Annotated in this window: 20 protein-coding genes; 12 read left to right on the forward strand and 8 right to left on the reverse strand. The window is 70.9% G+C overall.

Annotated elements, in window-relative coordinates:
* Positions 1 to 161 precede the first annotated feature (161 nt).
* Positions 162 to 386 (reverse strand): DUF3107 domain-containing protein, encoded by a 225-nt coding sequence (locus ACZ6SD_RS19810; protein WP_091450538.1) that lies wholly within the window; start codon positions 384 to 386, stop codon positions 162 to 164.
* 106 nt (positions 387 to 492) lie between these two features.
* On the reverse strand, positions 493 to 1,164 hold the full coding sequence (locus ACZ6SD_RS19815; RefSeq protein ID WP_465318414.1) for a ferritin-like fold-containing protein: 672 nt from the start codon (positions 1,162 to 1,164) through the stop codon (positions 493 to 495).
* Positions 1,165 to 1,557: 393 nt separating this feature from the next.
* On the opposite strand from ACZ6SD_RS19815, the gene ACZ6SD_RS19820 reads away from it, so the two are divergent.
* Genes ACZ6SD_RS19820 through ACZ6SD_RS19830 form a run of 3 tightly spaced genes read left to right on the forward strand, consistent with a single transcriptional unit; the run spans position 1,558 to position 5,500 of the window.
* On the forward strand, positions 1,558 to 3,237 hold the full coding sequence (locus tag ACZ6SD_RS19820) for a DEAD/DEAH box helicase (protein ID WP_465318415.1): 1,680 nt from the start codon (positions 1,558 to 1,560) through the stop codon (positions 3,235 to 3,237).
* Positions 3,238 to 3,241: 4 nt separating this feature from the next.
* Entirely contained in the window at positions 3,242 to 4,600 is a 1,359-nt protein-coding gene (locus tag ACZ6SD_RS19825; protein WP_465318416.1) for an Rv3212 family protein, read from the forward strand.
* 33 nt (positions 4,601 to 4,633) lie between these two features.
* Positions 4,634 to 5,500 carry an alpha/beta fold hydrolase gene (locus tag ACZ6SD_RS19830; RefSeq protein ID WP_465318417.1) on the forward strand — a complete coding sequence of 289 codons (867 nt, stop codon included), beginning with the start codon at positions 4,634 to 4,636 and terminating at the stop codon, positions 5,498 to 5,500.
* Positions 5,501 to 5,876: 376 nt separating this feature from the next.
* Here the strand turns inward: ACZ6SD_RS19830 and ACZ6SD_RS19835 are convergent, their stop codons facing one another.
* Together ACZ6SD_RS19835 and ACZ6SD_RS19840 are read right to left on the reverse strand one after the other, a co-directional pair.
* Positions 5,877 to 6,197, reverse strand: coding sequence for a DUF4873 domain-containing protein (locus tag ACZ6SD_RS19835; RefSeq protein ID WP_465318418.1), 321 nt, complete (start codon positions 6,195 to 6,197; stop codon positions 5,877 to 5,879).
* Between the two features lie 10 nt (positions 6,198 to 6,207).
* On the reverse strand, positions 6,208 to 6,957 hold the full coding sequence (locus ACZ6SD_RS19840; protein ID WP_465318419.1) for a TetR/AcrR family transcriptional regulator: 750 nt from the start codon (positions 6,955 to 6,957) through the stop codon (positions 6,208 to 6,210).
* 67 nt (positions 6,958 to 7,024) lie between these two features.
* Between ACZ6SD_RS19840 and ACZ6SD_RS19845 the strand changes: the two genes are divergently transcribed.
* From ACZ6SD_RS19845 to ACZ6SD_RS19855, 3 genes are read left to right on the forward strand one after another with little or no spacing between them, the layout of a single operon-like run.
* Complete coding sequence (locus tag ACZ6SD_RS19845; protein ID WP_465318420.1) at positions 7,025 to 7,936, forward strand: AurF N-oxygenase family protein; 912 nt, start codon at positions 7,025 to 7,027, stop codon at positions 7,934 to 7,936.
* Positions 7,906 to 8,817: an alpha/beta fold hydrolase gene (locus ACZ6SD_RS19850; protein WP_465318421.1), complete on the forward strand. Its 912-nt coding sequence runs from the start codon at positions 7,906 to 7,908 to the stop codon at positions 8,815 to 8,817. Before ACZ6SD_RS19845 ends, ACZ6SD_RS19850 begins: the two co-directional genes overlap by 31 nt.
* Positions 8,818 to 8,830: 13 nt before the next feature.
* Positions 8,831 to 9,757: an alpha/beta fold hydrolase gene (locus ACZ6SD_RS19855; RefSeq protein ID WP_465318422.1), complete on the forward strand. Its 927-nt coding sequence runs from the start codon at positions 8,831 to 8,833 to the stop codon at positions 9,755 to 9,757.
* Positions 9,758 to 9,855: 98 nt separating this feature from the next.
* Here ACZ6SD_RS19855 and ACZ6SD_RS19860 read toward each other — a convergent pair whose 3' ends face one another.
* The 4 genes from ACZ6SD_RS19860 to ACZ6SD_RS19875 form a co-directional block, all read right to left on the reverse strand.
* Positions 9,856 to 10,203: a hypothetical protein gene (locus ACZ6SD_RS19860; RefSeq protein WP_465318423.1), complete on the reverse strand. Its 348-nt coding sequence runs from the start codon at positions 10,201 to 10,203 to the stop codon at positions 9,856 to 9,858.
* A gap of 507 nt (positions 10,204 to 10,710) precedes the next feature.
* The gene (locus tag ACZ6SD_RS19865; RefSeq protein WP_465318424.1) at positions 10,711 to 11,403 is read right to left on the reverse strand and encodes a hypothetical protein; all 693 of its coding nucleotides are present in this window, start codon (positions 11,401 to 11,403) and stop codon (positions 10,711 to 10,713) included.
* On the reverse strand, positions 11,391 to 12,110 hold the full coding sequence (locus ACZ6SD_RS19870; RefSeq protein WP_465318425.1) for a PP2C family protein-serine/threonine phosphatase: 720 nt from the start codon (positions 12,108 to 12,110) through the stop codon (positions 11,391 to 11,393). Before ACZ6SD_RS19870 ends, ACZ6SD_RS19865 begins: the two co-directional genes overlap by 13 nt.
* A gap of 110 nt (positions 12,111 to 12,220) precedes the next feature.
* Complete coding sequence (locus ACZ6SD_RS19875; protein WP_465318426.1) at positions 12,221 to 12,856, reverse strand: TetR/AcrR family transcriptional regulator; 636 nt, start codon at positions 12,854 to 12,856, stop codon at positions 12,221 to 12,223.
* 185 nt (positions 12,857 to 13,041) lie between these two features.
* Between ACZ6SD_RS19875 and ACZ6SD_RS19880 the strand changes: the two genes are divergently transcribed.
* The 6 genes from ACZ6SD_RS19880 (at position 13,042) to ACZ6SD_RS19905 (ending at position 21,078) form a co-directional block, all read left to right on the forward strand.
* Entirely contained in the window at positions 13,042 to 14,022 is a 981-nt protein-coding gene (locus ACZ6SD_RS19880; protein WP_465318427.1) for an alpha/beta fold hydrolase, read from the forward strand.
* A gap of 55 nt (positions 14,023 to 14,077) precedes the next feature.
* On the forward strand, positions 14,078 to 15,121 hold the full coding sequence (locus ACZ6SD_RS19885; RefSeq protein WP_465318497.1) for a DUF3152 domain-containing protein: 1,044 nt from the start codon (positions 14,078 to 14,080) through the stop codon (positions 15,119 to 15,121).
* Positions 15,122 to 15,225: 104 nt separating this feature from the next.
* A complete protein-coding gene (moeZ, locus tag ACZ6SD_RS19890) occupies positions 15,226 to 16,404 on the forward strand; it encodes an adenylyltransferase/sulfurtransferase MoeZ (RefSeq protein WP_465318428.1) in 1,179 nt (392 codons plus the stop codon).
* 149 nt (positions 16,405 to 16,553) lie between these two features.
* Positions 16,554 to 17,348 (forward strand): TIGR02569 family protein, encoded by a 795-nt coding sequence (locus ACZ6SD_RS19895; RefSeq protein WP_465318429.1) that lies wholly within the window; start codon positions 16,554 to 16,556, stop codon positions 17,346 to 17,348.
* Between the two features lie 236 nt (positions 17,349 to 17,584).
* On the forward strand, positions 17,585 to 19,639 hold the full coding sequence (locus ACZ6SD_RS19900; protein WP_465318430.1) for a molybdopterin oxidoreductase family protein: 2,055 nt from the start codon (positions 17,585 to 17,587) through the stop codon (positions 19,637 to 19,639).
* On the forward strand, positions 19,636 to 21,078 hold the full coding sequence (locus ACZ6SD_RS19905) for an FAD-dependent oxidoreductase (protein WP_465318431.1): 1,443 nt from the start codon (positions 19,636 to 19,638) through the stop codon (positions 21,076 to 21,078). The genes ACZ6SD_RS19900 and ACZ6SD_RS19905 overlap by 4 nt, the downstream gene beginning before the upstream one ends.
* Positions 21,079 to 21,127 lie beyond the last annotated feature (49 nt).

Consider the following 21,127-nt stretch of genomic DNA (forward strand, 5'->3'; position numbering starts at 1 on the left):
CGCGTGTGAGGCCGAAGGCTTCCCACCCGTCTTTCACACGGCGATCTTCCTTCGTAGGGGCCCCAGAGAAACCACTCCACCCCATCGAGCAACCCATGCAACAACACGCAAGCAAAAGGGCCACCGCCGAACCCGACGATGGCCCCACCGCACCCCAACGATCAGGGAGCGAACCCCACCTTGCGAGCGTCCGCCCCACCAATCTCCACATAGGCGACCCGCGCCGACGGAACCACAAAGCGCCGACCCTTGTCATCGACCAAGGTGAGCTGCCCCTGCTGGCTCTTCAGTGCGTCGGCGACCAGAGCCTCGACCTCGTCAGGAGTCAGGGCGCTGTTCAGCACAAGCTCCCGCGCGGTGTCCGCGACACCGATCTTGACCTCCACGCCGAACCTCCGGACATCGAACGACAGTTGTCTCTTACCGACGAAGGCTAGTCCAGAGAGCCCGCACCAACCCCTCAGGGGCACACGCGTTCACCAGACGCGTAATTCACCCGAGTCCGAGCGCGGCCATGCGCTTGCCGTGCTGCTGTTGCAGCCGCCGGAACAGCGCCGCGATGCCCGCGAGGTCGCCGGTCCCGGCCACGATGAGCTCGGCGAGGCCGTCGCGTTCGGCGACGACGTACTGGGCCTGGGTCAGGGCTTCGCCGAGGAGCCGCCTGCCCCAGAGGGCGAGTCGGTCGCGGACGGTGCGGTCGCGTTCGATGGCGGCGGTGACCTCGCGTTCGGCGAAGGCGGAGTGGCCGGTGTCGGCCAGGACCTCCAGGACGAGCCGTTTGGTGTTCTCGTCTAGCCATGAGCCGATCTCGCGGTAGAAGTCGGCCGCGAGTCCGTCGCCGACATAGGCTTTGACCAGGGATTCCAGCCAGGACCGCGGCGCGGTCGAAGCGTGCCAGGTGTCGATGTGGCCGATGAACGGCCGGATGGCGTCCTCGATGTCGACGCCGTGCTCGGCCAGGTACTTCTCGATCTTGGCGTAGTGGCCCATCTCCGCGGCGGCCATCTCCGAGAGCGCGGCGCGCCCGGACAGCGTTGGCGCCGAGCGGGCGTCCTCCGACATCCGGTCGAACGCCGACAGCTCCCCGTAGGCCAGCACGCCCAGCAGGTCCACCACTCCGGCCGTCAGCATGCCCTCCGACACTCCTGCCTCCGCGTTTTCCATGGTTGGCAGCGTATCGGCGGCTGTCGCGGGTAGACTCGACAGGACGCCCGGCATCTTTGCCGTTGGGTAGCGCGCGGCCGTCGGTCCGGATTGATCCGGATCGGCGCAGCTCAGCGCGCGGCACCGCCCGCGAACGGCGGCGCGCCGGGCTCGCGGAAAGACCTCGGGAAACTCGTGGCGAAGCACGCCGCGGACCGAGTCGATGAGGGTGCGCGCATACCTCGCAGGCCCTCCCGCGCCACGTCCGGACCTTGGCACTCCGGGCGCGACCGGCGCGGTCGAGCGGCCCGTCCAGGGCAGTGCGCGCTGGTACGAGAGAGGCTGATCACCCTGACGCAGGACATCACCGCAGGCGAGGGCACGAACGCCCCGCAGGCAGACGAACTGGACCCCGTGACGCTGGAGCACAGCGAGGCGGGACTCCCCGAGACCGACACGTCCCACCCGCTCACCGCGGGCGCCCCGGTCAAGCCGGAGGCGCCTACCTTCGCTGAGCTCGGCGTGCACGAGCAGATCGTGCGGGCGCTGGCCGAGGCGGGCATCGAGCGCACTTTCGCCATCCAGGAGCTGACCCTGCCGTTGGCGCTCGCGGGCGACGACCTGATCGGGCAGGCCCGCACCGGCACCGGCAAGACGCTGGGCTTCGGCGTGCCGCTGCTGCAGCGGGTCGTCACCCCCGGCGACGGCACCCCGCAAGCGCTTGTCGTGGTGCCGACGCGGGAGCTGTGCCTCCAGGTCACCGCCGACATCCGGGACGCGGGCAAGCACCTGGGCGTGCGCGTGCTGGCGATCTACGGCGGTCGCCCGTACGAGCCGCAGGTCGCCGCGCTGCGCAAGGGCGTCGACATCGTCGTGGGCACCCCGGGGCGGCTGCTCGACCTGGCCGAGCAGAAGCACTTGGTGCTGGGCAAGGTCAGCGGCCTGGTCCTCGACGAGGCCGACGAGATGCTCGACCTGGGCTTCCTACCCGACATCGAGCGCATCCTGCGCATGGTGCCGGAGAAGCGGCAGACGATGCTGTTCTCGGCCACGATGCCCGGCCCGATCATCACCCTGGCCCGCACGTTCCTCACCCAGCCCACGCACATCCGGGCCGAGGAGAACGACGCGAGCGCGGTGCACGAGCGCACCGAGCAGTTCGTCTACCGGGCGCACTCGCTGGACAAGATCGAGGTCGTGGCCCGCTCGCTGCAGGCCGAGGGCCGGGGCCTGACGATGATCTTCACCCGGACCAAGCGCACCGCGCAGAAGGTCGCCGACGACCTGACCGAGCGCGGGTTCGCCGCGGGCGCGGTCCACGGCGACCTGGGCCAGGGCGCCCGTGAGCAGGCGCTGCGCGCGTTCCGCTCCGGCAAGGTCGACGTGCTGGTCTGCACCGACGTCGCCGCGCGCGGCATCGACGTGACCGATGTCACCCACGTCATCAACTATCAGTGCCCCGAGGACGAGAAGACCTACGTCCACCGCATCGGCCGCACCGGCCGCGCGGGCAAGACCGGCGTGGCGATCACCCTGGTCGACTGGGACGAGGAGCCGCGCTGGAAGTCCATCAGCGACGCCCTTGGCCTGGACAAGCCGCTCCCGGTGGAGACGTACTCCACCTCCGATCACCTGTTCAGCGACCTGGGCATCCCCGAGGGCTCCACCGGCAGGCTCCCCATCGGGAAGCGGACCCGCGCTGGCCTCGACGCCGAGCCGGAAGAGGACTTCGGCGGCAAGAAGCCCCGCAACGCCACCACCCGGTCCAAGCGGACCCGGGCGACCGGCGCGAGCGGGCGGGGCCGCGCGAGCGGCGAGCGGGACGCGGTGACGAGCCGTCCGGCTGGCGAAGAGGCGGGCGAGGGCGACAGCCGTCCGCGCAGGCGCAGGCGGCGCCGGGGCGGCGCGGAGGCGGGCGAGGACACCGCGGGGACCACCGAGAGCATGTCGGTGTCCTCTGTGTCTTCGGGGCCGTCGTCCGAGGCCGCCGACGAGCAGCCCAAGCGGACCCGGCGCAGGCGTCGGCGCTCGGGCTCGGACGTGACCGCGGACCCGGGGGCCAACGCGGGCGACACATCGGGCGGGGCAGACTAGTCCCGTGACGCACGGGGACACCACGGACGAGACGGTTGGCGGCGAGGACGTGCTGGACGGGCACGTCCCGCCGACACCGGCCGAGGGTCCCCGCACGCGGTTCAACCGCAAGCGCGACTACCTCCTGCTCGCGGGCATCGTGGTCGCGCTCGCGGTGAGCGGCGTCGTCGTCTGGCAGCGCAGCGACCTCCGGGCCACCGAGTCGAAGCCGAGTAATGTCCGCTTCGACGTGTTATCCCCGCCCGAGTTCTTCCCGCCCTCGTTGGCCGAGGCGTGGCGGGCGGACAGTCCCGCCACCTGGACCCCGGTCACCACCGGGCAACTGGAAGACCAGAACACCGGCACGGCGTCGATGGTCGTCACCGGCGCGGGCGGCGAGGTCGCTGGCCGCGACCCGCTGACCGGCGACGTCCGCTGGACCTACAAGCGCGACCTCGACCTGTGCACGGTGTCGATGGCCTGGAAGAAGGTCGTCGCGATCTACCGGACCGACGGCAACTGGCTCCCCGACGGCGACCCGCGCGCGGGCGGCGGGTGCAGCGAGGTCACCGCCCTCAAGGTCGACAGCGGCCAACGCGACGCCCAGCGCAACTTCGACGCCGAGTTGGACACCCGCTTGCTCGACGACGGCGACCACGTGACCGCGACCGGCTCCCAGCTGCTGCTGACCTTGCGGTCGGACCTGGTCAAAACCATGGAGTACGGCCGACTCCCGGCCATGGTCAACCCGAACAAGCAGCCCCGCACCGGCTGCGCGTACGAGTCGACGCAGGTCACCTCCGGCAAGATCGGCGTCATCGAGCGCTGCGGCGACAACCCCGCCGACCAGCTCACCGTCTACAAGGCGAGCGCCACCGACGCCGACAAGCCCGAGGTCATCTCCAGCGTGGTGCTGCCCGGCGACTCCGCCCAGATCGTCGCCATGAGCGGCAACCTCACCGCCGTGGCCCTGCCCGACCCCGGCCGCGTCCTCGTCTACGACGAGAAGGGCAGGCTGATCGCCACCCACCCGATCGACCTCGGCGACCGCGACCTGCGCGCGAACCCGGCGAGCGGCGTCCCGCTGGTCACCACGGCGACCGGGGCCTTCTACTGGTTCACCGGCTCCCGCACGGTGGTGCTGTCCTCGGCCGACCTGCGTCCCCTGTGGACGATCCCGGACACCCTCGGCCCCGGCACGATCTTCGCCGGTCGGGCCATCGTCCCCGTGCCCGACGGCATCGCCGTCCTCAGCCAGGCCGACGGCGCCCGCGTCGGCACCATCCCGGTCGACCGCGAGGGCCACACCGGCCCGGTCACCATGTCCGCCATCGGCCCGATGGTGCTGGAGCAGCGCGGTGCGACCTTGGTCGCTTTGCACTGACCCCCCGCTTGCGCACTGAGGCACACTCGAACCATGTCGGCCCCGTATTCGCAGCTCAGCCCCCATTCCGGCACCCCGGTCGAGTTCCCCAGCCGCTTCGGTCCGATCGGCGCGCTGCGCCAGGAGGTCGATGGGCCGGTCGTGCTGCTGGTGCCCGGGTACACGGGGTCCAAAGAGGACTTCGCCCCCCTGCTGGACCCCATCGCGTCGGCTGGGTTCGCTCCGGTCGCCATCGACCTGCCTGGGCAGCAGGACTCGGCTGGGCCCGCTGACGAGGCTCTGTATCTGCCGGAAAGCCTTGGTGAGGTTGTCGGGGAGCTGGTCGGTGAGCTGGCTCTTGGCGGGCGGCCGGTTGTTTTGGTCGGGCACTCTTACGGCGGTCTTGTCTCTCGGCGGGCTGTGCTGGCCGGGGCGCCGGTGGCGGGTCTGACGCTGATGAGCACTGGGCCTGCTGACCTGCCCGCTGGTCCTCGGCGGCAGATCCTTGATTTGGGGGAGCCTGTTCTGCGGGCTCAGGGGGTCGCGGCCGTGCACCGGGCCTTGGAGATGCTGAACGCTGGAAACCCTCGGTGGCTGGCGATGTCTGAGCCGGTGCGGGACTTTTTGCGGCTGCGGTTCCTGCGGAATCGGCCTGAGGCGCTGCTGGGGATGGGGGCTGGGCTGCGCACTGAGCCGGATTTGGTGGCTGAGCTGGGCAAGGCTCTGCGGACTGGGGCTGTTCCCTGCTTGGTGGTTTGCGGCGCCAACGACGACGCTTGGCCGCCCTCGGCGCAGCGGGACATGGCTGATCGGCTGGAGGCCGACTTTTCGGTGATCGAGGCGGCGCACTCGCCTGCTATCGAGAATCCTGCTGAGCTGTTGGACGTTCTGTTGCCTACGTGGAAGGCGTGGCTTTCCTGAGCTTGCTTGTGGGGTTGCTCGATGGGGTGGAGTGGTTCCCGAGCTGGGTTGCGGGGTCTGCTCGATGGGGTGGAGTGGTTTCTCTGGGGCCCCTACGAAGGAAGATCGCCGTGTGAAAGACGGGTGGGATGCCTTCGGCCTCACACGCGCGGAGCCAGCTTAGCGATCTTCCTTCTCCCCCAGAGAAACCACTCCACCCCATCGAGCACCTGGCAGGGTTGGGTTTCTGCTGGCAGGGGGGCGGGTGTCTTTGTTGCTGTTCCACCCCGTTGAGCACCTGGCAGCGTTAGGTTTCTGCTGGCAGGTGGGGCGGGTGTCCTTGCTGTTCCACCCCATTGAGTGCTTGGCAGGGCCGGGTGCCGCTTGGCAGGGGTGGTCAGAGATCCGCTGAGTCCAGGGTGGTCTGGATGACGAAAGGCGGTGTGCTGGTGCCCATGATGCGGTAGCGGTCCCAGGGGTCCGGGTCCGACAGTTCGCCGGTTGCCTCGGCGCCGGGGGTGCGGAGGGTGGCTTGGGTTTTGCGGCCGCCCAGTAGGTCCGACAGGGCTGGGTTGGTGGCGATGCGGCCGTACCAGCGGTAGTAGCCGTCGATGGGCTGGAAGTGGCCGCGTAGTTCCACTGTCACCGGGAACTCGTGTTCGCCTACCTGGAGGGTGGCTGGGCCCTGGTAGCCGTCTTCCTCGTGGGGTTCGGACATCGTTGTGCTCCTAGCCTGCGGCCGCGTCGCCGGGGGTGGGGGTTTGGGTCAGGGTGACGATTTTGTCGATCTCTAGGGGTTTGTGGGGGTCGATGGTGACGCCGTAGCCGCGGAGGACGCCGTCGATGGCGGCCCAGATGGTCATGGTCAGGTACTCCACGACCGCGTCTCTGCTCATGGTGGGGCGTTCCAGCCACCATTCGCCGACGTTCTGGACCATGCCGACGATGCCGTGGCCCCAGACTTCCGCGCCGCCGGAGTCGATCTTGTAGGCGCGCAGGTAGTCGCCCAGGAGGGAGGACAGGGCGTTGGCGATGACCTGTTTGTCCTCGGCCACGATGTCGGCGTCGATGCGGCGGTCGGCGAACTTGCTGCGCACCAGGAGGCGGTAGAGGTTCGGGTACTCCTGGATGATCGAGAAGAACGCGTCGAGGCTCTTGCGGATGCGCGGCAGCGGCGCCTCTTCGCGGCTCATGGCGGGGATCAGGCGCTCGAACAGGATTTCCGTGCCGCGGTGGCCGAGGGCGACGAACAGGTCGGCCTTGTCGGTGAAGTGCCGGTAGAGGACCGGCTTGGTGACGCCCGCCTCCGCGGCGACGTGCTCCATGCCCAGGTCGGGACCGTGCTTGGCGAGGGCGCGCAGCGCCGCCTCCACGAACTCCTCGCGCCGCGCCGCGCGGTGGGACTTCCACCGGTCTCGACGGGCGTCGCCGGAATCGCCTGTGCTGTGTCTCTTGACACGATCCGCCATGCGATTCATGCTACCAGAAGTAACTGTTACCGGAAGTTACGTGTGACAGTCTGACCCCCGAAGGAGTGACTCGTCGATGAGCCGCGCGACGCAGGTAGCCAAGGTAGCCGATCGGGAGAAGACCGCGGGGCGTTTGCTGAAGTCGTCCGCGGACAAGTTCTACGACCCGGACATCGACATCGACTGGGACGCCCCGGTCACCGAGGGCCTGCACTACCACCCCGAGCACCGGATCTCGCTCTACGGCACCAAGCTCTGGGACGAGATGACCCCCGAGCAGCGGATCGAGCTGGGCAAGCACGAGATCGCCAGCATCGCCAGCACCGGCATCTTCTTCGAGGTCCTGCTGATGCAGATGCTGCTCAAGCAGGTCTACAAGCACGACCCCACCACCGACCACGTGCACTACATGCTGGCCGAGATCGCCGACGAGTGTCGCCACTCGACCATGTTCGGCAAGGCGTGCAAGCGCTTCGGAGTGCCCGCCTACGGCCCGCGCTCGTGGATCAAGAAGCTGGCGTTGATCCTGCCGGTGATCGGCAAGGGCCCCTCGGCCTACGCGGCGATCCTGGTCGCCGAAGAGGTGCTTGACCGGATGCAGCGGGAGAACATGACCGACCCCGCGTTGCAGCCGCTGATCCGCATGGTCAACCGCATCCACGTCCTGGAGGAGGCCCGGCACGTCACCTTCGCCCGCCAGGAGGTCGTGCAGGGCATGGCCAAGGCGAGCTGGGTGGAGAAGCAGTACCACCGCGTCCTGACCGCGGTCGTGTCCTACTTCGTGGCGCTGAGCCTGATCAACCCCAAGGTCTACAAGGCTGTCGGCCTGAACCAGCGGCAGGCGTGGAAGGCCGCCAAGGCGAACCCGCACTTCCAGGAGACCATGCGCTACTGGGGCGAGCGGATCATGAAGTTCCTCGACGAAGCCGACCTCGTCGGCGGCCCCAGCATGGTCCTGTGGCGCCGCTCGATGCTGCTGCCGAAGTGAGCGGCTTCGTCACCTCCGACGGCGTGCCGCTGCACGTCGTGGAGCAGGGATCAGGGCCGGTCACCGTGGTGCTCCTGCACGGCTGGACGATGGACCACACCTCGTGGGACGACATCGCCGCCCAGTTGACCGGCGTGCGGGTGCTGCGGCTGGACTGGCGCGGGCACGGCGCGTCCGGGCCCGCCCCGGCGGGCACCGGGACCATCGACCGCCTCGCCGACGACCTCGCCGAAGTGATCGCCGCGCGAGTGCCGACCGGGCCGATCGTGCTCGCCGGGCACTCGCTGGGCGGGATGACGCTGATGGCCCTGGCCGAGCGCCATCCCCGCCTGATCGCCGAGCGGGTCGCAGGCGTGGCGTTCGTGGCCACGACCTCGGGCGGGCTGTCCCGGCTGACGCTCGGGCTGCCGCGCTGGGTGGCGGCGCCGGTGCTGCACTGCGAGACGCTGATCAACAAGCGGATCGCGAAGTTCCGGCGGCCCACCCTGTTGGGCCGCTTCAGCGCCCTGGCGCGGCCGGGTGTGCGGTGGCTGGTGTTCGGTCGTTCGCCGGTAGGCGCGCACATCGCCGCTACCGCCGCGCAGGTAGGCCGGTGCAACCCGGCCAACATGGTCGCTTTCCGCAATTCGCTTAACGAGCACGAGCGGGTGCACGCGCTGCCGGTCTACCGGAACGTGCCCGCCGTGGTCATGGCAGGGGAGCGGGATCGTCTGTGCTCGGTAAGCGACGCCAAGACCATCGCGGAAGCACTGTCTGACGCGTTGCTCTTGGTCTATCCGGGCGCCGGTCACATGCTCAACTACGAGCGCGCGCCGGAGGTCTTGGCCCAGATCGCCCGGTTGGCCGCCCAAGCGGCGGTTCGCGAACTAGCTACTGCGTAGTAGGTTGACGTTCGTGGCCGACTACTTCCGCACCTCCGATGGCGTGGCGCTCAACGTGGTGGACACCGGCGCGGCCGACGCGCCGGTGACCGTCCTCATGACGCACGGCTGGACCAGCGACCTGCGCATCTGGGACGAGGTGGCCGCGGCCATCGGCGACCGGGTCCGGGTGATCCGGTTCGACCACCGCGGCCACGGCGGCTCAGGAGCCGCCCCGAAGGGCAGCGCCACCCTGGGCAGGCTCGGCGACGACCTCGCCGAACTGATCACCGCCCGGGTCCCGACCGGCGCGCTGGTCCTGGTCGGCCACTCGATGGGCGGCATGGCCATGATGGCCCTCGCCGAACGCCACCCGCGGCTGGTGGCCGAGCGGGTCGGCGCGGCGGTGTTCACCTCGACCTCGGCGGGCCGGATGGGCGAGGTGACATTCGGCCTGCCCAAGCCGCTGGTCAAGCTGGCCCTCCAGGCCAAGAAGCGGGGCAAGAAGAAGCCCTCGGCCACCCACGCGGCCCCCCGCCCGCCGCGCCCGGTCGCGTCGCCGTCGCGGCTGCAGAAGCTCGGCCAGCTCGCGTTCCTGCGGTGGCTGCTGTTCGGCACCCGCTTCCGCATGATCGACGTCCGCTCGGCCGCCGACCAGCTCGCCCGCGCGCACCGGTCGAGCGCGGGCAGCCTCCGCCGGGACATCGTCGGCAAGCACGCGCGGTCCGCCGCCCTCTCGGTCTACCGCCAGATCCCCACCCAGGTCCTGGTCGGCGAGCGCGACCGCCTGACCCCTCTCGACCACGCCGAGGAAATCGCGAAGTCGCTGCCCGAAGCCGAGTTCGTCATCTACCGCGCGGCGGGCCACATGCTCCCGTACGAGCGGGTCCCCGAGGTCACCGCCCGCATCATGGACATGGTCGGGCGCGCGTCGGGCCACCCGGTCGAACTGGCGTCCTAGTAGGTCCGAGCGGCTGGAGTTCCTGGGTTTGGCGCTTAGCGGGCGAACACCCGCGTGGTGCCACCGGCGAGCGCACCCGCTCGCCGTGGCGCGGCAGGTCACTGGAACGTGAGCAGGATGCAGCCGTTGTCGCCGTCTTGACCGCGTTCGCCTTTGCGAACACCATTGTTGGCGCCCTTGCCGCCCGCGCCGCCGATCCCGCCGGGACAGGTGTGCTGGTCCTCGGGGTGTCCGCGGTGCCCACCGGAGCCGCCGACGCCCGCGGCACCGCGGGCGCCGCCTTCGCCGCCCGGGTTGCTGGGGAAGATCTTGGCGTCCGCGCCCTGGCACGAGTTCTTGGTCGGGTCGAGCGGCCCGCCCGCGTGACCTGGCTTGCCGTTCCAGTACGCGCCGCCGCCACCCCCTCCGCCTTCGGCGCGGGCCACGTACTTGCCGTTGCGCTGCACGGAAGAGTCAGATGCGTTGGTTCCGTTGGCGCTGCCGCGAATGCCGCCCCCGCGACCGCCTTGGGACCGCCCGCGACCCACATGCGGATCTTGTCGCCCGGTTGCACGCTGATGGCGCAGGTCACCAGGGCCCCGGAGGCGCCACCGCCACCGCCGCTGCCCCCGGTGCTGAAGCCGCTGCGCGAGCCGCCGCCCCCGCTGCCGCCGCCGCCGAGGACGAAGACCTGCATCGAAGTCTTGCCGGTAGGGACTCGCGTGTCATTCCATCCCGGCTGGTCAAACTGCACAGGCTCGGCCTGCGCTGGCGCCGTGAGGACGCCGGTGGACAGGGCCAACACCGAAGCGGACAGCAGTGCCGTTCGCCGCAATACCTTCATCACTTCCCCTTTCGGGTTCGGATCAGGTCGCGACAGGCCTACCCGGCGATGGTCCGACAACGCCGCCGAAGATCATCTTCACTCGATCGTGTGACGCCCGCTCTGTGGGGTCGGTACGCGCTCTGTGCGCTCAGCGGTGGCGGCAGTGCCGGTGCGGCACGAGCCGCTGGTCGTCGGCCACCAGCAGGTGCTCGCGGATGAGGTAGTCGGGGAGTTCGTGGCGGTGGCCCTTCGGCTCGCCCCAGATTTCGGTGACCACCTCGTTCAGGGCGCGCTCCAGGGCGGTGAACGAGGCCAGGCCCATGCACAGGCGGGTCTGCATCCGGTCCAGCGGCTTGGGGGAGTCGATGCCGGGGGTGAAGTACTCGCGGTAGTACGCGGCCAGCACCGCCCGGTGGCGGGGTTTGCGGCTCAGCAGCAGTTGGACCCGCACGGCCGCGCCGTTCAGCCCGATCGAGGTCTCCGGGCCGGTGTAGACCTCCGGCGCGGGCCACTCCGCCGACCCGCGCACGACCAGCCGCACCCGCGCGTCCCAGACGTGCACCTCCGACTCGCCGTCCGGCAGCGGGAACGCGCACCGCTCGCCGACCGTGAACCGCCTGCTCTCGGCGGCGACGTAGACCGCGACCCTGGTTTGCTTGTCGCGCCCGTTGATCAGCCACCACCGGCCGTCCATGTGCCGCAGGAACGGCGCGTTCGGGGCCCGGGAGATGCGGTCGTCGGCTCCGCCGCTGAGGAAGTCGCGGTCAAGGGAAAGCTGCTCGTTCGACGGAATCACGCGCGGCTCGGGCAGCGCGTGGTAGTCGACGATCAGTTCCGCCAACCCACACCCCCGACCACATCGGCGACAACGGCGGTCACATTGTCCTTGGCGCCCGCGTCGCAGGCAGCCTGAACCAGCGTGTCCACACACCGCGCGGGCTCGACCGCCCGCAGCGACGCCAGCAGCGCGGCCAGCCGCTCGGCTCCCAGCGCGTCGGTCAGGCCATCGGTGCACAGCAGGTACCGCTCGCCGACGACCGCGGGCCGCTCCCACAGGTCCGGCCGCACCTGGTCCTCCATGCCCACGGCCCGCACCAGCGCGGCCCGCTGCGGGTGCCGCGCCCCCTCTTCCTCGGTGAGATGCCCCGCGGCCACCAACTCGGCCCCCAGCGTGTGCGCGGCCGTGAGCGCGACCAGCGTGTCCGCCTGCGCGAGCACCACGCTGTCGCCCACATGCGCCCCGACCATCCACCCGCGCGCGCTCCGCCTGACCAGCGCCACCACGTCCAGCGTCGTGGCCATCCCCGCCGTCCGCGGGTCGGCGTGCGCCCGCGCCCGCACGGCCGCGTTGGCCCGCGCCACCGCATCGGCCGGGCTCCCGCGCCTAGCCGCCACCACCGCCCGCACCGCCAGCCCGGACGCGATCTCCCCCGCTGGCGCCCCGCCGACCCCATCGGCGATCACCAGCAGCCGCTTGTCCGCGTGGCAGGAGTCCTGATTCGTCGCCCGCCCACCCAGGGCACTCGCACTCGCCGCAGAAAGCCTCATGCCGACACGGTGCCTGTCTTCGCCGCCGGACGGCAGAGGGAGCCCTCTCCCCTTCACAGTGGGGCTAAGAGGTCCCGAGCAGAGCTGCCGGGCGGCTAATCAGCCCTGAATCAGTCGTGCGGGTGAAGGGGGAAGCCGCCGCCGATGCCGCGCCAGGCGAGGTTGGAGATGAGGCCGATGGCCTCTTCCTTGGGCAGGGTCCGGTTGTCGGCGAGCCAGGCGCGGGCGGCGACCTGGCTGATGCCGACCAGGCCAACGGCCAGCAGGCGGGCGCGGTTCTCGTCCAGGCCCGCGTCGGCGGTGATGGTGGCGGTGATGGCGTCGACGCTGGCGTTGGTGGCGCGTTCCACGGCGTCTTGGACCAGGGGTTCGCCGCGCAGGTCGGACTCGAAGACGAGGCGGAACGCCTGGCTTTCGCCGTCGACGAAGTCGAAGTAGGCGGCTACGGCGTTGTGGACGCGGACCTTGTTGTCCGTGGTCGACTCCATGGCCTCGCTCACCCGGCGGGTCAGCTCGTCCACGTGCTTCTCCAGCAGGGCCATGTACAGCTCCAGCTTGCCGGGGAAGTGCTGGTAGAGCACCGGCTTGCTGACTCCGGCGCGCTCGGCGATCTCGTCCATGCCCGCGGCGTGGTAGCCGTTCGCCGCGAACACGTCCTGTGCCGCGGCGAGCAGCTGGGCCCTCCGGGCCGTTCGCGGGAGTCTCGCCCCCCGGCCGACCCCGTTGGACTGAACCGTCTCAGACATGCGCCTCCACCCTCGCTCGATTGCCTCGTTCGGGTCGGGATCGCCAACCCCCGCGGGTGGTTCGACCTTACTCGGCGGTAGCCCCGTTCGGGGTGCGTGTACTCAGGAACTTCGCTATGCCAAGTATCCCGTGTGACCGCCGTCTCAGTACGGCGAGGCGCGCGCAACGTTGGCAAACTGAGCTGATGAATGTCGCGACCACCTCGCGGGTTCCGCTGACCCAGGTTCCCTTCTCCACCGCAGAGCTGCCTCCGGTCGACCCGACCATCCCCGCCTGGCCGGGGGAGGAGGTCGAGTCGGCGGGCATCCGGCTGCACGTGCGGCGCACGCCCGGCGTCGGCGAGGTCACCGCCGTCTACGTGCACGGACTCGGCGGCTCGGCGACGAACTGGACCGACCTCGCTGGCCAGTTGGCCGAGTATGCCCCGGGCATCGCGGTCGACCTGCCGGGTTTCGGCCGCTCCACGCCGCCGGAGGGCTACACCTACACGATCGAAGCGCACGCCGACGCGCTCGCCACCTGGCTGCGCGGCCTGGCGCTGGGGCCGGTGCACCTGCTGGGCAACTCCATGGGCGGCATGATCTGCATCGTCCTGGCCGCCCAGCACCCCGACCTGGTGCGCACGCTCACCCTGGTCTCGCCCGCGGTGCCCGACCTGCGGCCCAACGTCAACCGCATGTCCGACCCCCGGCTGCCGTTGGCGTTCCTGCCGGTGATCGGCACCTCGGTGCGAAGACAGCTCTCCCAGCTCACCCCGCACGAGCGGGCCATGCAGATGCTCAACCTCTGCTACGCCGACCCCAGTCAGGTGACCCCGGAGCGCATCGAGGAAGCCGCCCGCGAATACGCCGAGCGGGCCAAGCTGGCGTGGTCGACGCCTGCCCTCGCGCGTAGCACGATCGGGTTGATCCGGTCCTGGCTCGCGCCGCGGTCGCGGTCGCTGTGGCGGTTCGTCCCGAGGGTGCAGGCGCCGACCTTGGTGGTATGGGGCGCCGAGGACAAACTGATGACTGTCCGCAAGGCTCCTCGCACCGCCACGCTGCTGCCGAAGGCCCGATTGCTGATCTTGCCCAAGACCGGGCACGTGGCTCAGATGGAGCGCCCGGCGACCGTCGCCCGCGCCGTGCTGGGCCTGTGGGAGGCCGTGGCGGCCGACCGCTGGTGACGGTGGCCGCCTGGCGAGCCGCGCGCGATGTGGCACCCTTGGTCCCGTGAGCCGAATGACGCAAGGGCGCCGGGAGACCGCCTCCCCTCGGTCACGCTCCGCGTCCGAGGGTGAGCGGGGCGCTGCCGACCCGGCCGGTGACCGCTACCGCGTCGGCGCGCGGCGCACAACCGCCGAACCGCTGACCGCGTCCTGGGAGCCGGAGCTGCCCAAGCGGGAGCGCCCGCGCGGCGTGCTGCGCACGTACGGCTGGCGGGTGTACGCGCTGCCGGTGATGCTCGCCGTCACCGGACTTGTGCTCGTGCAGACCGCGGGGGAGAAGAGCACCCAGGTCTCCGCCGACTCAGCGAACACCGCGGACCAGCTCGCCGCCGACGCGGGCGCCCCGGACGTCACCGAGCAGCGCGCGGCCCCGGTCGACCTGAACATCCCGACCGCGGAGCTGCCCAACGGCGGCCCGTTCACCCAGGCCGGGGCGGGCACCTGGCACGGCGTGCCGGGCAGCGGCCAGAAGGTCGGCACGGGCCGGAAGTTCTACACCTACACCGTCGAGGTCGAGGACGGCATCGACCTGTCCGCCCTCGGCGGCGACGCCGCGTTCGCCACCCTGGTCGACTCGACGCTGGCCGAGCCGCGCGGGTGGACCAGCCTGGGGCAGATCTCGGTGCAGCGCGTCGAGCCCGACTTCCCCAACCCGAGTTTCCGGATCAGTCTGACCACCCCGGATACCGCGCACCGGCCGGACATGTGCGGCCACTCGATCCCGTATGAGGCGTCCTGCTATCTGGGCGGCAGCCAGAAGCGGGTGATGATCAACCTGGCCCGCTGGGTGCGCGGCGCGGTCGCCTTCGGCGGCGACATGACCTCCTACCGGCAGTACGCGATCAACCACGAGGTCGGCCACGCCTTCCGCAACGGGCACGTCGGCTGCCCCGAGGCGGGCGCGCTGGCCCCGGTGATGATGCAGCAGAGCTTCGGCGTGGCGAATGACTACGTCGCCCAGCTCAACCAGGCCGTGAACCTGCACGAGGTGAAGGCCGACGGCCTGGTCTGCAAGCCCAACGCGTGGCCCAACCCACAGGCGCGGCCCGCCAGTTGAACCCCCTTGTCCCGGATCGTGGGAGCAGGGGAAGACACGGTGGGATGGCCGTGTTGTAACGGGCGACAATCGGATGCAGATCCGACGCGTTCTAGGAGGAGCCGATGCCAGGCAGTTTGCCGCCGCTCGTTGAGCCGGCGCAGGAGCTGACCAAAGAGGAGGTGGCCCGCTACAGCCGCCACCTCATCATCCCGGACGTCGGGGTGGACGGGCAGAAGCGCCTGAAGAACGCGAAGGTGCTCGTCGTGGGCGCGGGCGGCCTCGGCAGCCCGGCGCTGCTGTACCTGGCCGCCGCGGGCGTGGGCACGCTCGGCATCGTCGACTTCGACGTCGTGGACGAGTCCAACCTGCAGCGCCAGGTCATCCACGGCGTGTCGGATGTGGGCAAGCCCAAGGCGGTCTCGGCCAAGGAGTCGATCGCCGAGATCAACCCGCTGGTCACGGTGATCCTGCACGAGGAGCACCTGAACTCGACCAACGCGCTGGAGATCTTCGCCGACTACGACCTGATCCTCGACGGCACCGACAACTTCGCCACCCGCTACCTGGTGAACGACGCGGCCGTGCTGCTGGGCAAGCCGTACGTGTGGGGCTCGATCTACCGCTTCGAGGGCCAGGTCAGCGTCTTCTGGGAGGACGCACCCAACGGCCAGGGCCTCAACTACCGCGACCTCTACCCCGAGCCGCCGCCGCCGGGGATGGTGCCCTCCTGCGCCGAGGGCGGCGTGCTGGGCGTGCTGTGCGCGTCCATCGGCTCGGTCATGGTGACCGAGGCGATCAAGCTGCTCACCGGCATCGGCGAGCCGCTGCTGGGCCGCCTGATGGTCTACGACGCGCTGGAGATGTCCTACCGGACCATCAAGATCCGCAAGGACCCGGAGACCAAGCCGATCGAGGGCCTGATCGACTACGAGGCGTTCTGCGGGGTCGTCTCCGACGACGCGCAGAGCGCGGCGGCGGGCAGCACCATCACCCCGCGCGAGCTCAAGGAGAAGTTCGACCGGGGCGAGGACTTCGCGCTGATCGACGTCCGCGAGCCGCACGAGTACGAGATCGTCAAGATCGAGGGCTCGGTGCTCATCCCCAAGGACCGCATCCTCTCCGGCGAGGCGCTGGCCGAGCTTCCGCAGGACAAGCCGATCGTGCTGCACTGCAAGTCCGGGGTGCGCTCGGCCGAGGCGCTGGCCGCGCTGCACAAGGCGGGCTTCGCCGACGCCGTGCACGTCGGCGGCGGCGTGCTGGGCTGGGCCAACGACGTGGACCCGTCGCTGCCCACGTACTGACCGCTCGATCCCGCGAGTCCCGCCCCGAGGCATGCCGTGGCCGCTCGTCCCCGCGAGTGCCGCTCTCCAGTGTGACGCCGAGGGTGGGACTCGCGGGGCGGGCCGTGTCGCGGCGCGGTCAGCGGTGATCAGCGGGGTAGCGTGCGGTCGTGGGTACTCCGCCTCCGCAGCACGTCCGCGCTGCTTTCGGCGCCAAGAACGCCGAGCCGGTGCTGGTCGAGCACGGCCCGGTGTGGCGCTGTGACGATGTCGCGCTGCGCCAGGCGACCGGTCCGGCCGAGGCGTCTTGGGTCGCCCAGACCCTCGGCGACCTCGACGTGCCCGACCTGCGGATCGCCCGGCCGATCCGCTCCAGCGACGGCCGCTACGTCGTCGGCGGCTGGGTGGGGTTCCGGTTCATCGCTGGCCGCGCCGAGCCGCGCTACGACGAGGCCGTCGCCGCGTCGCTGCGCCTGCACCGGGCCACCGCCGACCTGCCCAGACCCCGCTTCCTGCATGCCCGCGCCGACGTCTTCGCGGTGGCCGACCGCGCGGCCTGGGGCGAGGACAAGCGGGTCCAGATGGCGGCGAACCTGGGCGGGCGGCTGTTCGAGTTCTACGCCGAGTTCCGCAAGGAGGTCGACCTGCGCCCGCAGGTGGTGCACGGCGACCTGTTCGGCAACGTCCTGTTCGACGGCGACGCCGCCCCCGGGATCATGGACTTCGCCGCGTTCTACCGCCCCCCGGAGTGGGCCGCCGCCGTGATCGTGGTGGACGCCCTCGCCTGGGGCGGCGCGGACGACGGCCTGGTGAAGCGCTGGTCGCACCTGGCCGAGTGGCCGCAGGCGCTGCTGCGCGCGCTGCTGTTCCGGCTGGCCGTCCACGCCACGCACCCCAGATCCACGCCGCGCTCGATGCGCGGCCTGGAGCGGGTCGCGCAGGAAGTCGGCAGGTTGCTGCTTTAGCGAATACTGTTCGTGTTTGTGGGACAGGCCACTACCAGCCGGTAACACGGGCGGAACATGAACCGTCATTCAGCGTGACGGAATGTCCCCATTACGTGACTCTGATCGCTTCTCACGGGCCGAATATGGCCTGTGGGCAGGCAAGTTCGCATCCCTGAAACAAAGCCGCATCATCGGGTAACACGGCCTACCTACCGTCGACTAGGACCGAACGCCGCCGAACCCAGGAGACGGGCATGACGCAGTTGGCCGCTCCCGTCGTCGACACCCACTGTCCCTATTGCGCCCTCCAGTGCGGGATGCGCCTGACCGGGGCACAGGTCGAGCCGAGAGAGTTCCCGACGAACCGGGGCGGGCTCTGCCAGAAGGGGTGGACCTCGGGTTCCCTGCTGACCAACCCCGCCCGGCTCACCAGCCCGCTCGTCCGCGTCAACGGCGAACTGCGGCCGGTCTCGTGGGAGCTCACGCTCGACTACGTGGCGGGCAGGCTCGCGGCGCTGCGCGCCGAGCACGGCCCGGACTCGGTCGCGATCTTCGGCGGCGGCGGGCTCACCAACGAGAAGTCCTACCTGCTCGGCAAGTTCGCCCGGGTCGCGCTGGGCACGTCGCAGATCGACTACAACGGCCGGTTCTGCATGTCCTCGGCCGCCGCCGCCGGGATGCGCGCCTTCGGCCTCGACCGCGGGATGCCCTTCCCCGTCGAAGACCTCCGCAAGGCCGACGCGGTGCTGCTCGTCGGGGCCAACCCGGCCGAGACGATGCCGCCGTTCATGCAGCACCTCACCTCGACCGGGCTGATCGTGGTCGACCCGCGCCGCACGCCGACCGCGGAGCAGGCGACGCTGCACCTCAAGCCCCGTCCCGGCACGGACCTGGCGCTGGCGCTGGGAATCCTGCACGCGGTCGTCGCCGACGGGCACCTGCGCCATGACTACATCGCCGAGCGCACCACCGGGTTCGACGCCGCGTGGCGGATCGCGGCGGCCTGGTGGCCGGAGCGGGTGGAGCGGGTGACCGGGGTCGCGGCGAGCGACCAGCGCCGGGCCGCCGCGCTGCTCGCCAAGGCGCGCAAGGCCTACATCCTCACCGCGCGCGGCACCGAGCAGCACGCCCGGGGCACCGACATGGTCGGCGCGTGGATCAACCTGGCGCTGGCGCTGGGCCTGCCTGGCACGCCGGGGTCCGGCTACGGCTGCCTCACCGGCCAGGGCAACGGCCAGGGCGGGCGCGAGCACGGCCAGAAGGCCGACCAGCTTCCCGGTTACCGCAAGATCGACGACCCGGCCGCCCGCGAGCACGTCGCCGGAGTGTGGGGCGTGCCACCGGAATCGCTGCCCGGCCCCGGCCGCTCGGCCTACGAGCTGCTCGACGCGCTGGGCAACGAGACCGGGCCGCGCGCGCTGCTTGTGTTTGGCAGCAACATGGTCGTCTCGGCGCCGCGCGCGGGCAACGTGGTCGAGCGACTGTCCAGTTTGGACCTTCTGGTCGTCGCGGACTTCGTGCTCTCGGAGACCGCGTCGATGGCCGACGTGGTCCTCCCGGTCACCCAGTGGGCCGAGGAAGACGGCACCATGACCAACCTCGAAGGCCGCGTTCTGTTGCGCGGCAAGGCGATCGACGCGCCCGACGGCGTGCGCAGCGACCTTGAGGTGCTGCACGGTTTGGCGACCCGGCTCGGCCAGCCAGCCGAGCGGTTCCCCACCGATCCCGAGACTGTGTTCGAGGAGCTGCGTCGCGCGTCCGCGGGCGGGGCAGCGGATTACTCCGGCGTGACCTACGACCGGCTCCGCGACGGCGAGGCGCTGCACTGGCCGGTCCCGTCCGTCGACCACCCCGGCACGCCGCGGATGTTCCTCGACCGCTTCGCCCACCCGGACGGCCGCGCCCGGTTCGCCGCCGTCGACCACACCGGCCCCGCCGAGCCAGCCGACGAGGACTACCCGCTGCTGGCCACCACCGGGCGGGTGTTGCAGCACTACCAGTCCGGCGCGCAGACCCGGCTGGTGCCCGAACTGCTCGACGCGGTGCCCGAGGTCTACGTGGAGGTCCACCCGGACACCGCCGACCGCGCGGGCCTGGCCGAGGGCGGCCTCGCCCGGGTCGTGTCCCGGCGCGGGTCGACGGTGGCCCGGGTGCGGCACGTGGCGTCGATGCGCCAGGACACCGTGTTCCTGCCGTTCCACTTCGCGGGCGAACAGCGGGCGAACCTGCTGACCAATCCCGCCCTTGATCCGACTAGCCGGATGCCCGAATTCAAGGTTTGCGCCGTCCGACTGGAGGTCGTTTCATGAGCGCGCGTCACGTGGTCGTTGTCGGTTACGGGATGGCGGGCTCCCGGCTCGCCGAGGAAATCCGCCGCCGTGACCGGGCTGGAGAGCGGGTCGCGGTGACCGTGATCGGCGAGGAGCCGCACGCCGCGTACAACCGCGTGCTGCTCTCGGCCGTGGTCGCGGGCACGATGACCGCCGAGTCCACCCGGCTGCACGACGAGGACTGGGCTCAGGCCCACGGAATCGACCTGCGGCTGGGCGTCACGGTCACCGCGATTGACCGGGAAGCCCGCACGGTCGCGCTCTCAGACGGGGCGGAGTTGTCCTACGACGCGCTGGTCCTGGCGACCGGCAGCCGCGCCTGGGTGCCGCCGACCGAGGGCCTGCGCACCGAGTCCGGCGCCCTCGCCGAGGGCGTGGCCACCTTCCGCGACCTGGCCGACTGCGCCGCCATCCTCGACCGCGCCCGCCCCGGCGCCCCGGTGGCCGTGCTCGGCGGCGGCCTGCTCGGACTGGAGGCCGCCCGCGGCCTCGCCGGGCGGGGGAGCCTGGTCACGGTCGTGCACCCGGCGGGCCACATCATGGAGCGGCAGCTCGACTCGGCCGCGGGCGCGGTGCTGGCCAAGGCGTTAGCCGCGCACGGCATCGAGTTCCGCGTCGGCCGCCTCGCCGCCCGGTACGTGCCCGGCGACGGCCTCAAGCTTGACGACGGCAGCCACGTCCCGGCCGACCTGGTCGTCGTGTCGGCCGGTGTGCGGGCCGAGACCACGCTGGCGAACTCGATCGGGCTGACCGTCGAGCAGGGGATCGTCATCGATGACGCCCTGCGCACCAACGACCCGCGCATCCACGCGATCGGCGACTGCGCGCAGCACCCGGGCACCGTGTCCGGGCTCGTGCAGCCAGCCTGGGAGCAGGCCGAGGTGCTGGCCGACCTGCTGACCGGGGAGAACCCGTCGTCCCGGTACCGGGGCACGCCGGTGGTCACCCGGCTCAAGGCCCGCGACGTCGACCTGGCCGCGCTGGGCGAGGTGCACACCGAGGTGGACAGCCCGGACGCCGAGGTGCTGTGCCTGCACGACCCGGCGCGTGGCCGCTACGCCAAGCTCGTGCTGCGCGAGGACCGGGTCACCGGGGCCATCGTCATCGGCGCCCCCGACGCCGCCGCGACCATCACCCAGCTCTACGACGCCAAGTCCCCCGCCCCCACCGACCGGCTGGCGCTGCTGCTCGGCCGGGCGCTGCCCTCGGCGGGCGCGGTCGCCAACAGCCCGGCCGACCTTCCCGCGTCCGCGGTGGTGTGCCGGTGCAACACCGTCACAAAGGGCCAGTTGGTAAAGGCTTGGCGGGCGGGCGCCGTGGAGGTCGCCGATTTGGCCAAGGCGACCCGGGCGACCACCGGCTGCGGTGGTTGCGGCGACGCCGTCCGCGGAATCGCCGATTGGTTGGCCCGCGCCTGATTCGACCATTCGGAGCAGCCGGTTTCGCGCATTTGGGTTTGTCGCGAAA

The organism is Actinokineospora sp. NPDC051303, from assembly GCF_055586285.1.

Excerpts from the sequence above, each read along its gene's own strand:
- ACZ6SD_RS19815 (WP_465318414.1), bottom strand. The coding sequence starts at position 1,164 with ATGGAAAACGCGGAGGCAGGAGTGTCGGAGGGCATGCTGACGGCCGGA.
- ACZ6SD_RS19830 (WP_465318417.1), top strand. The coding sequence starts at position 4,634 with ATGTCGGCCCCGTATTCGCAGCTCAGCCCCCATTCCGGCACCCCGGTC.
- ACZ6SD_RS19835 (WP_465318418.1), bottom strand. The coding sequence starts at position 6,197 with ATGTCCGAACCCCACGAGGAAGACGGCTACCAGGGCCCAGCCACCCTC.
- ACZ6SD_RS19840 (WP_465318419.1), bottom strand. The coding sequence starts at position 6,957 with ATGAATCGCATGGCGGATCGTGTCAAGAGACACAGCACAGGCGATTCC.
- ACZ6SD_RS19845 (WP_465318420.1), top strand. The coding sequence starts at position 7,025 with ATGAGCCGCGCGACGCAGGTAGCCAAGGTAGCCGATCGGGAGAAGACC.
- ACZ6SD_RS19870 (WP_465318425.1), bottom strand. The coding sequence starts at position 12,110 with ATGAGGCTTTCTGCGGCGAGTGCGAGTGCCCTGGGTGGGCGGGCGACG.
- ACZ6SD_RS19875 (WP_465318426.1), bottom strand. The coding sequence starts at position 12,856 with ATGTCTGAGACGGTTCAGTCCAACGGGGTCGGCCGGGGGGCGAGACTC.
- ACZ6SD_RS19880 (WP_465318427.1), top strand. The coding sequence starts at position 13,042 with ATGAATGTCGCGACCACCTCGCGGGTTCCGCTGACCCAGGTTCCCTTC.
- ACZ6SD_RS19885 (WP_465318497.1), top strand. The coding sequence starts at position 14,078 with ATGACGCAAGGGCGCCGGGAGACCGCCTCCCCTCGGTCACGCTCCGCG.
- moeZ (WP_465318428.1), top strand. The coding sequence starts at position 15,226 with ATGCCAGGCAGTTTGCCGCCGCTCGTTGAGCCGGCGCAGGAGCTGACC.
- ACZ6SD_RS19900 (WP_465318430.1), top strand. The coding sequence starts at position 17,585 with ATGACGCAGTTGGCCGCTCCCGTCGTCGACACCCACTGTCCCTATTGC.
- ACZ6SD_RS19905 (WP_465318431.1), top strand. The coding sequence starts at position 19,636 with ATGAGCGCGCGTCACGTGGTCGTTGTCGGTTACGGGATGGCGGGCTCC.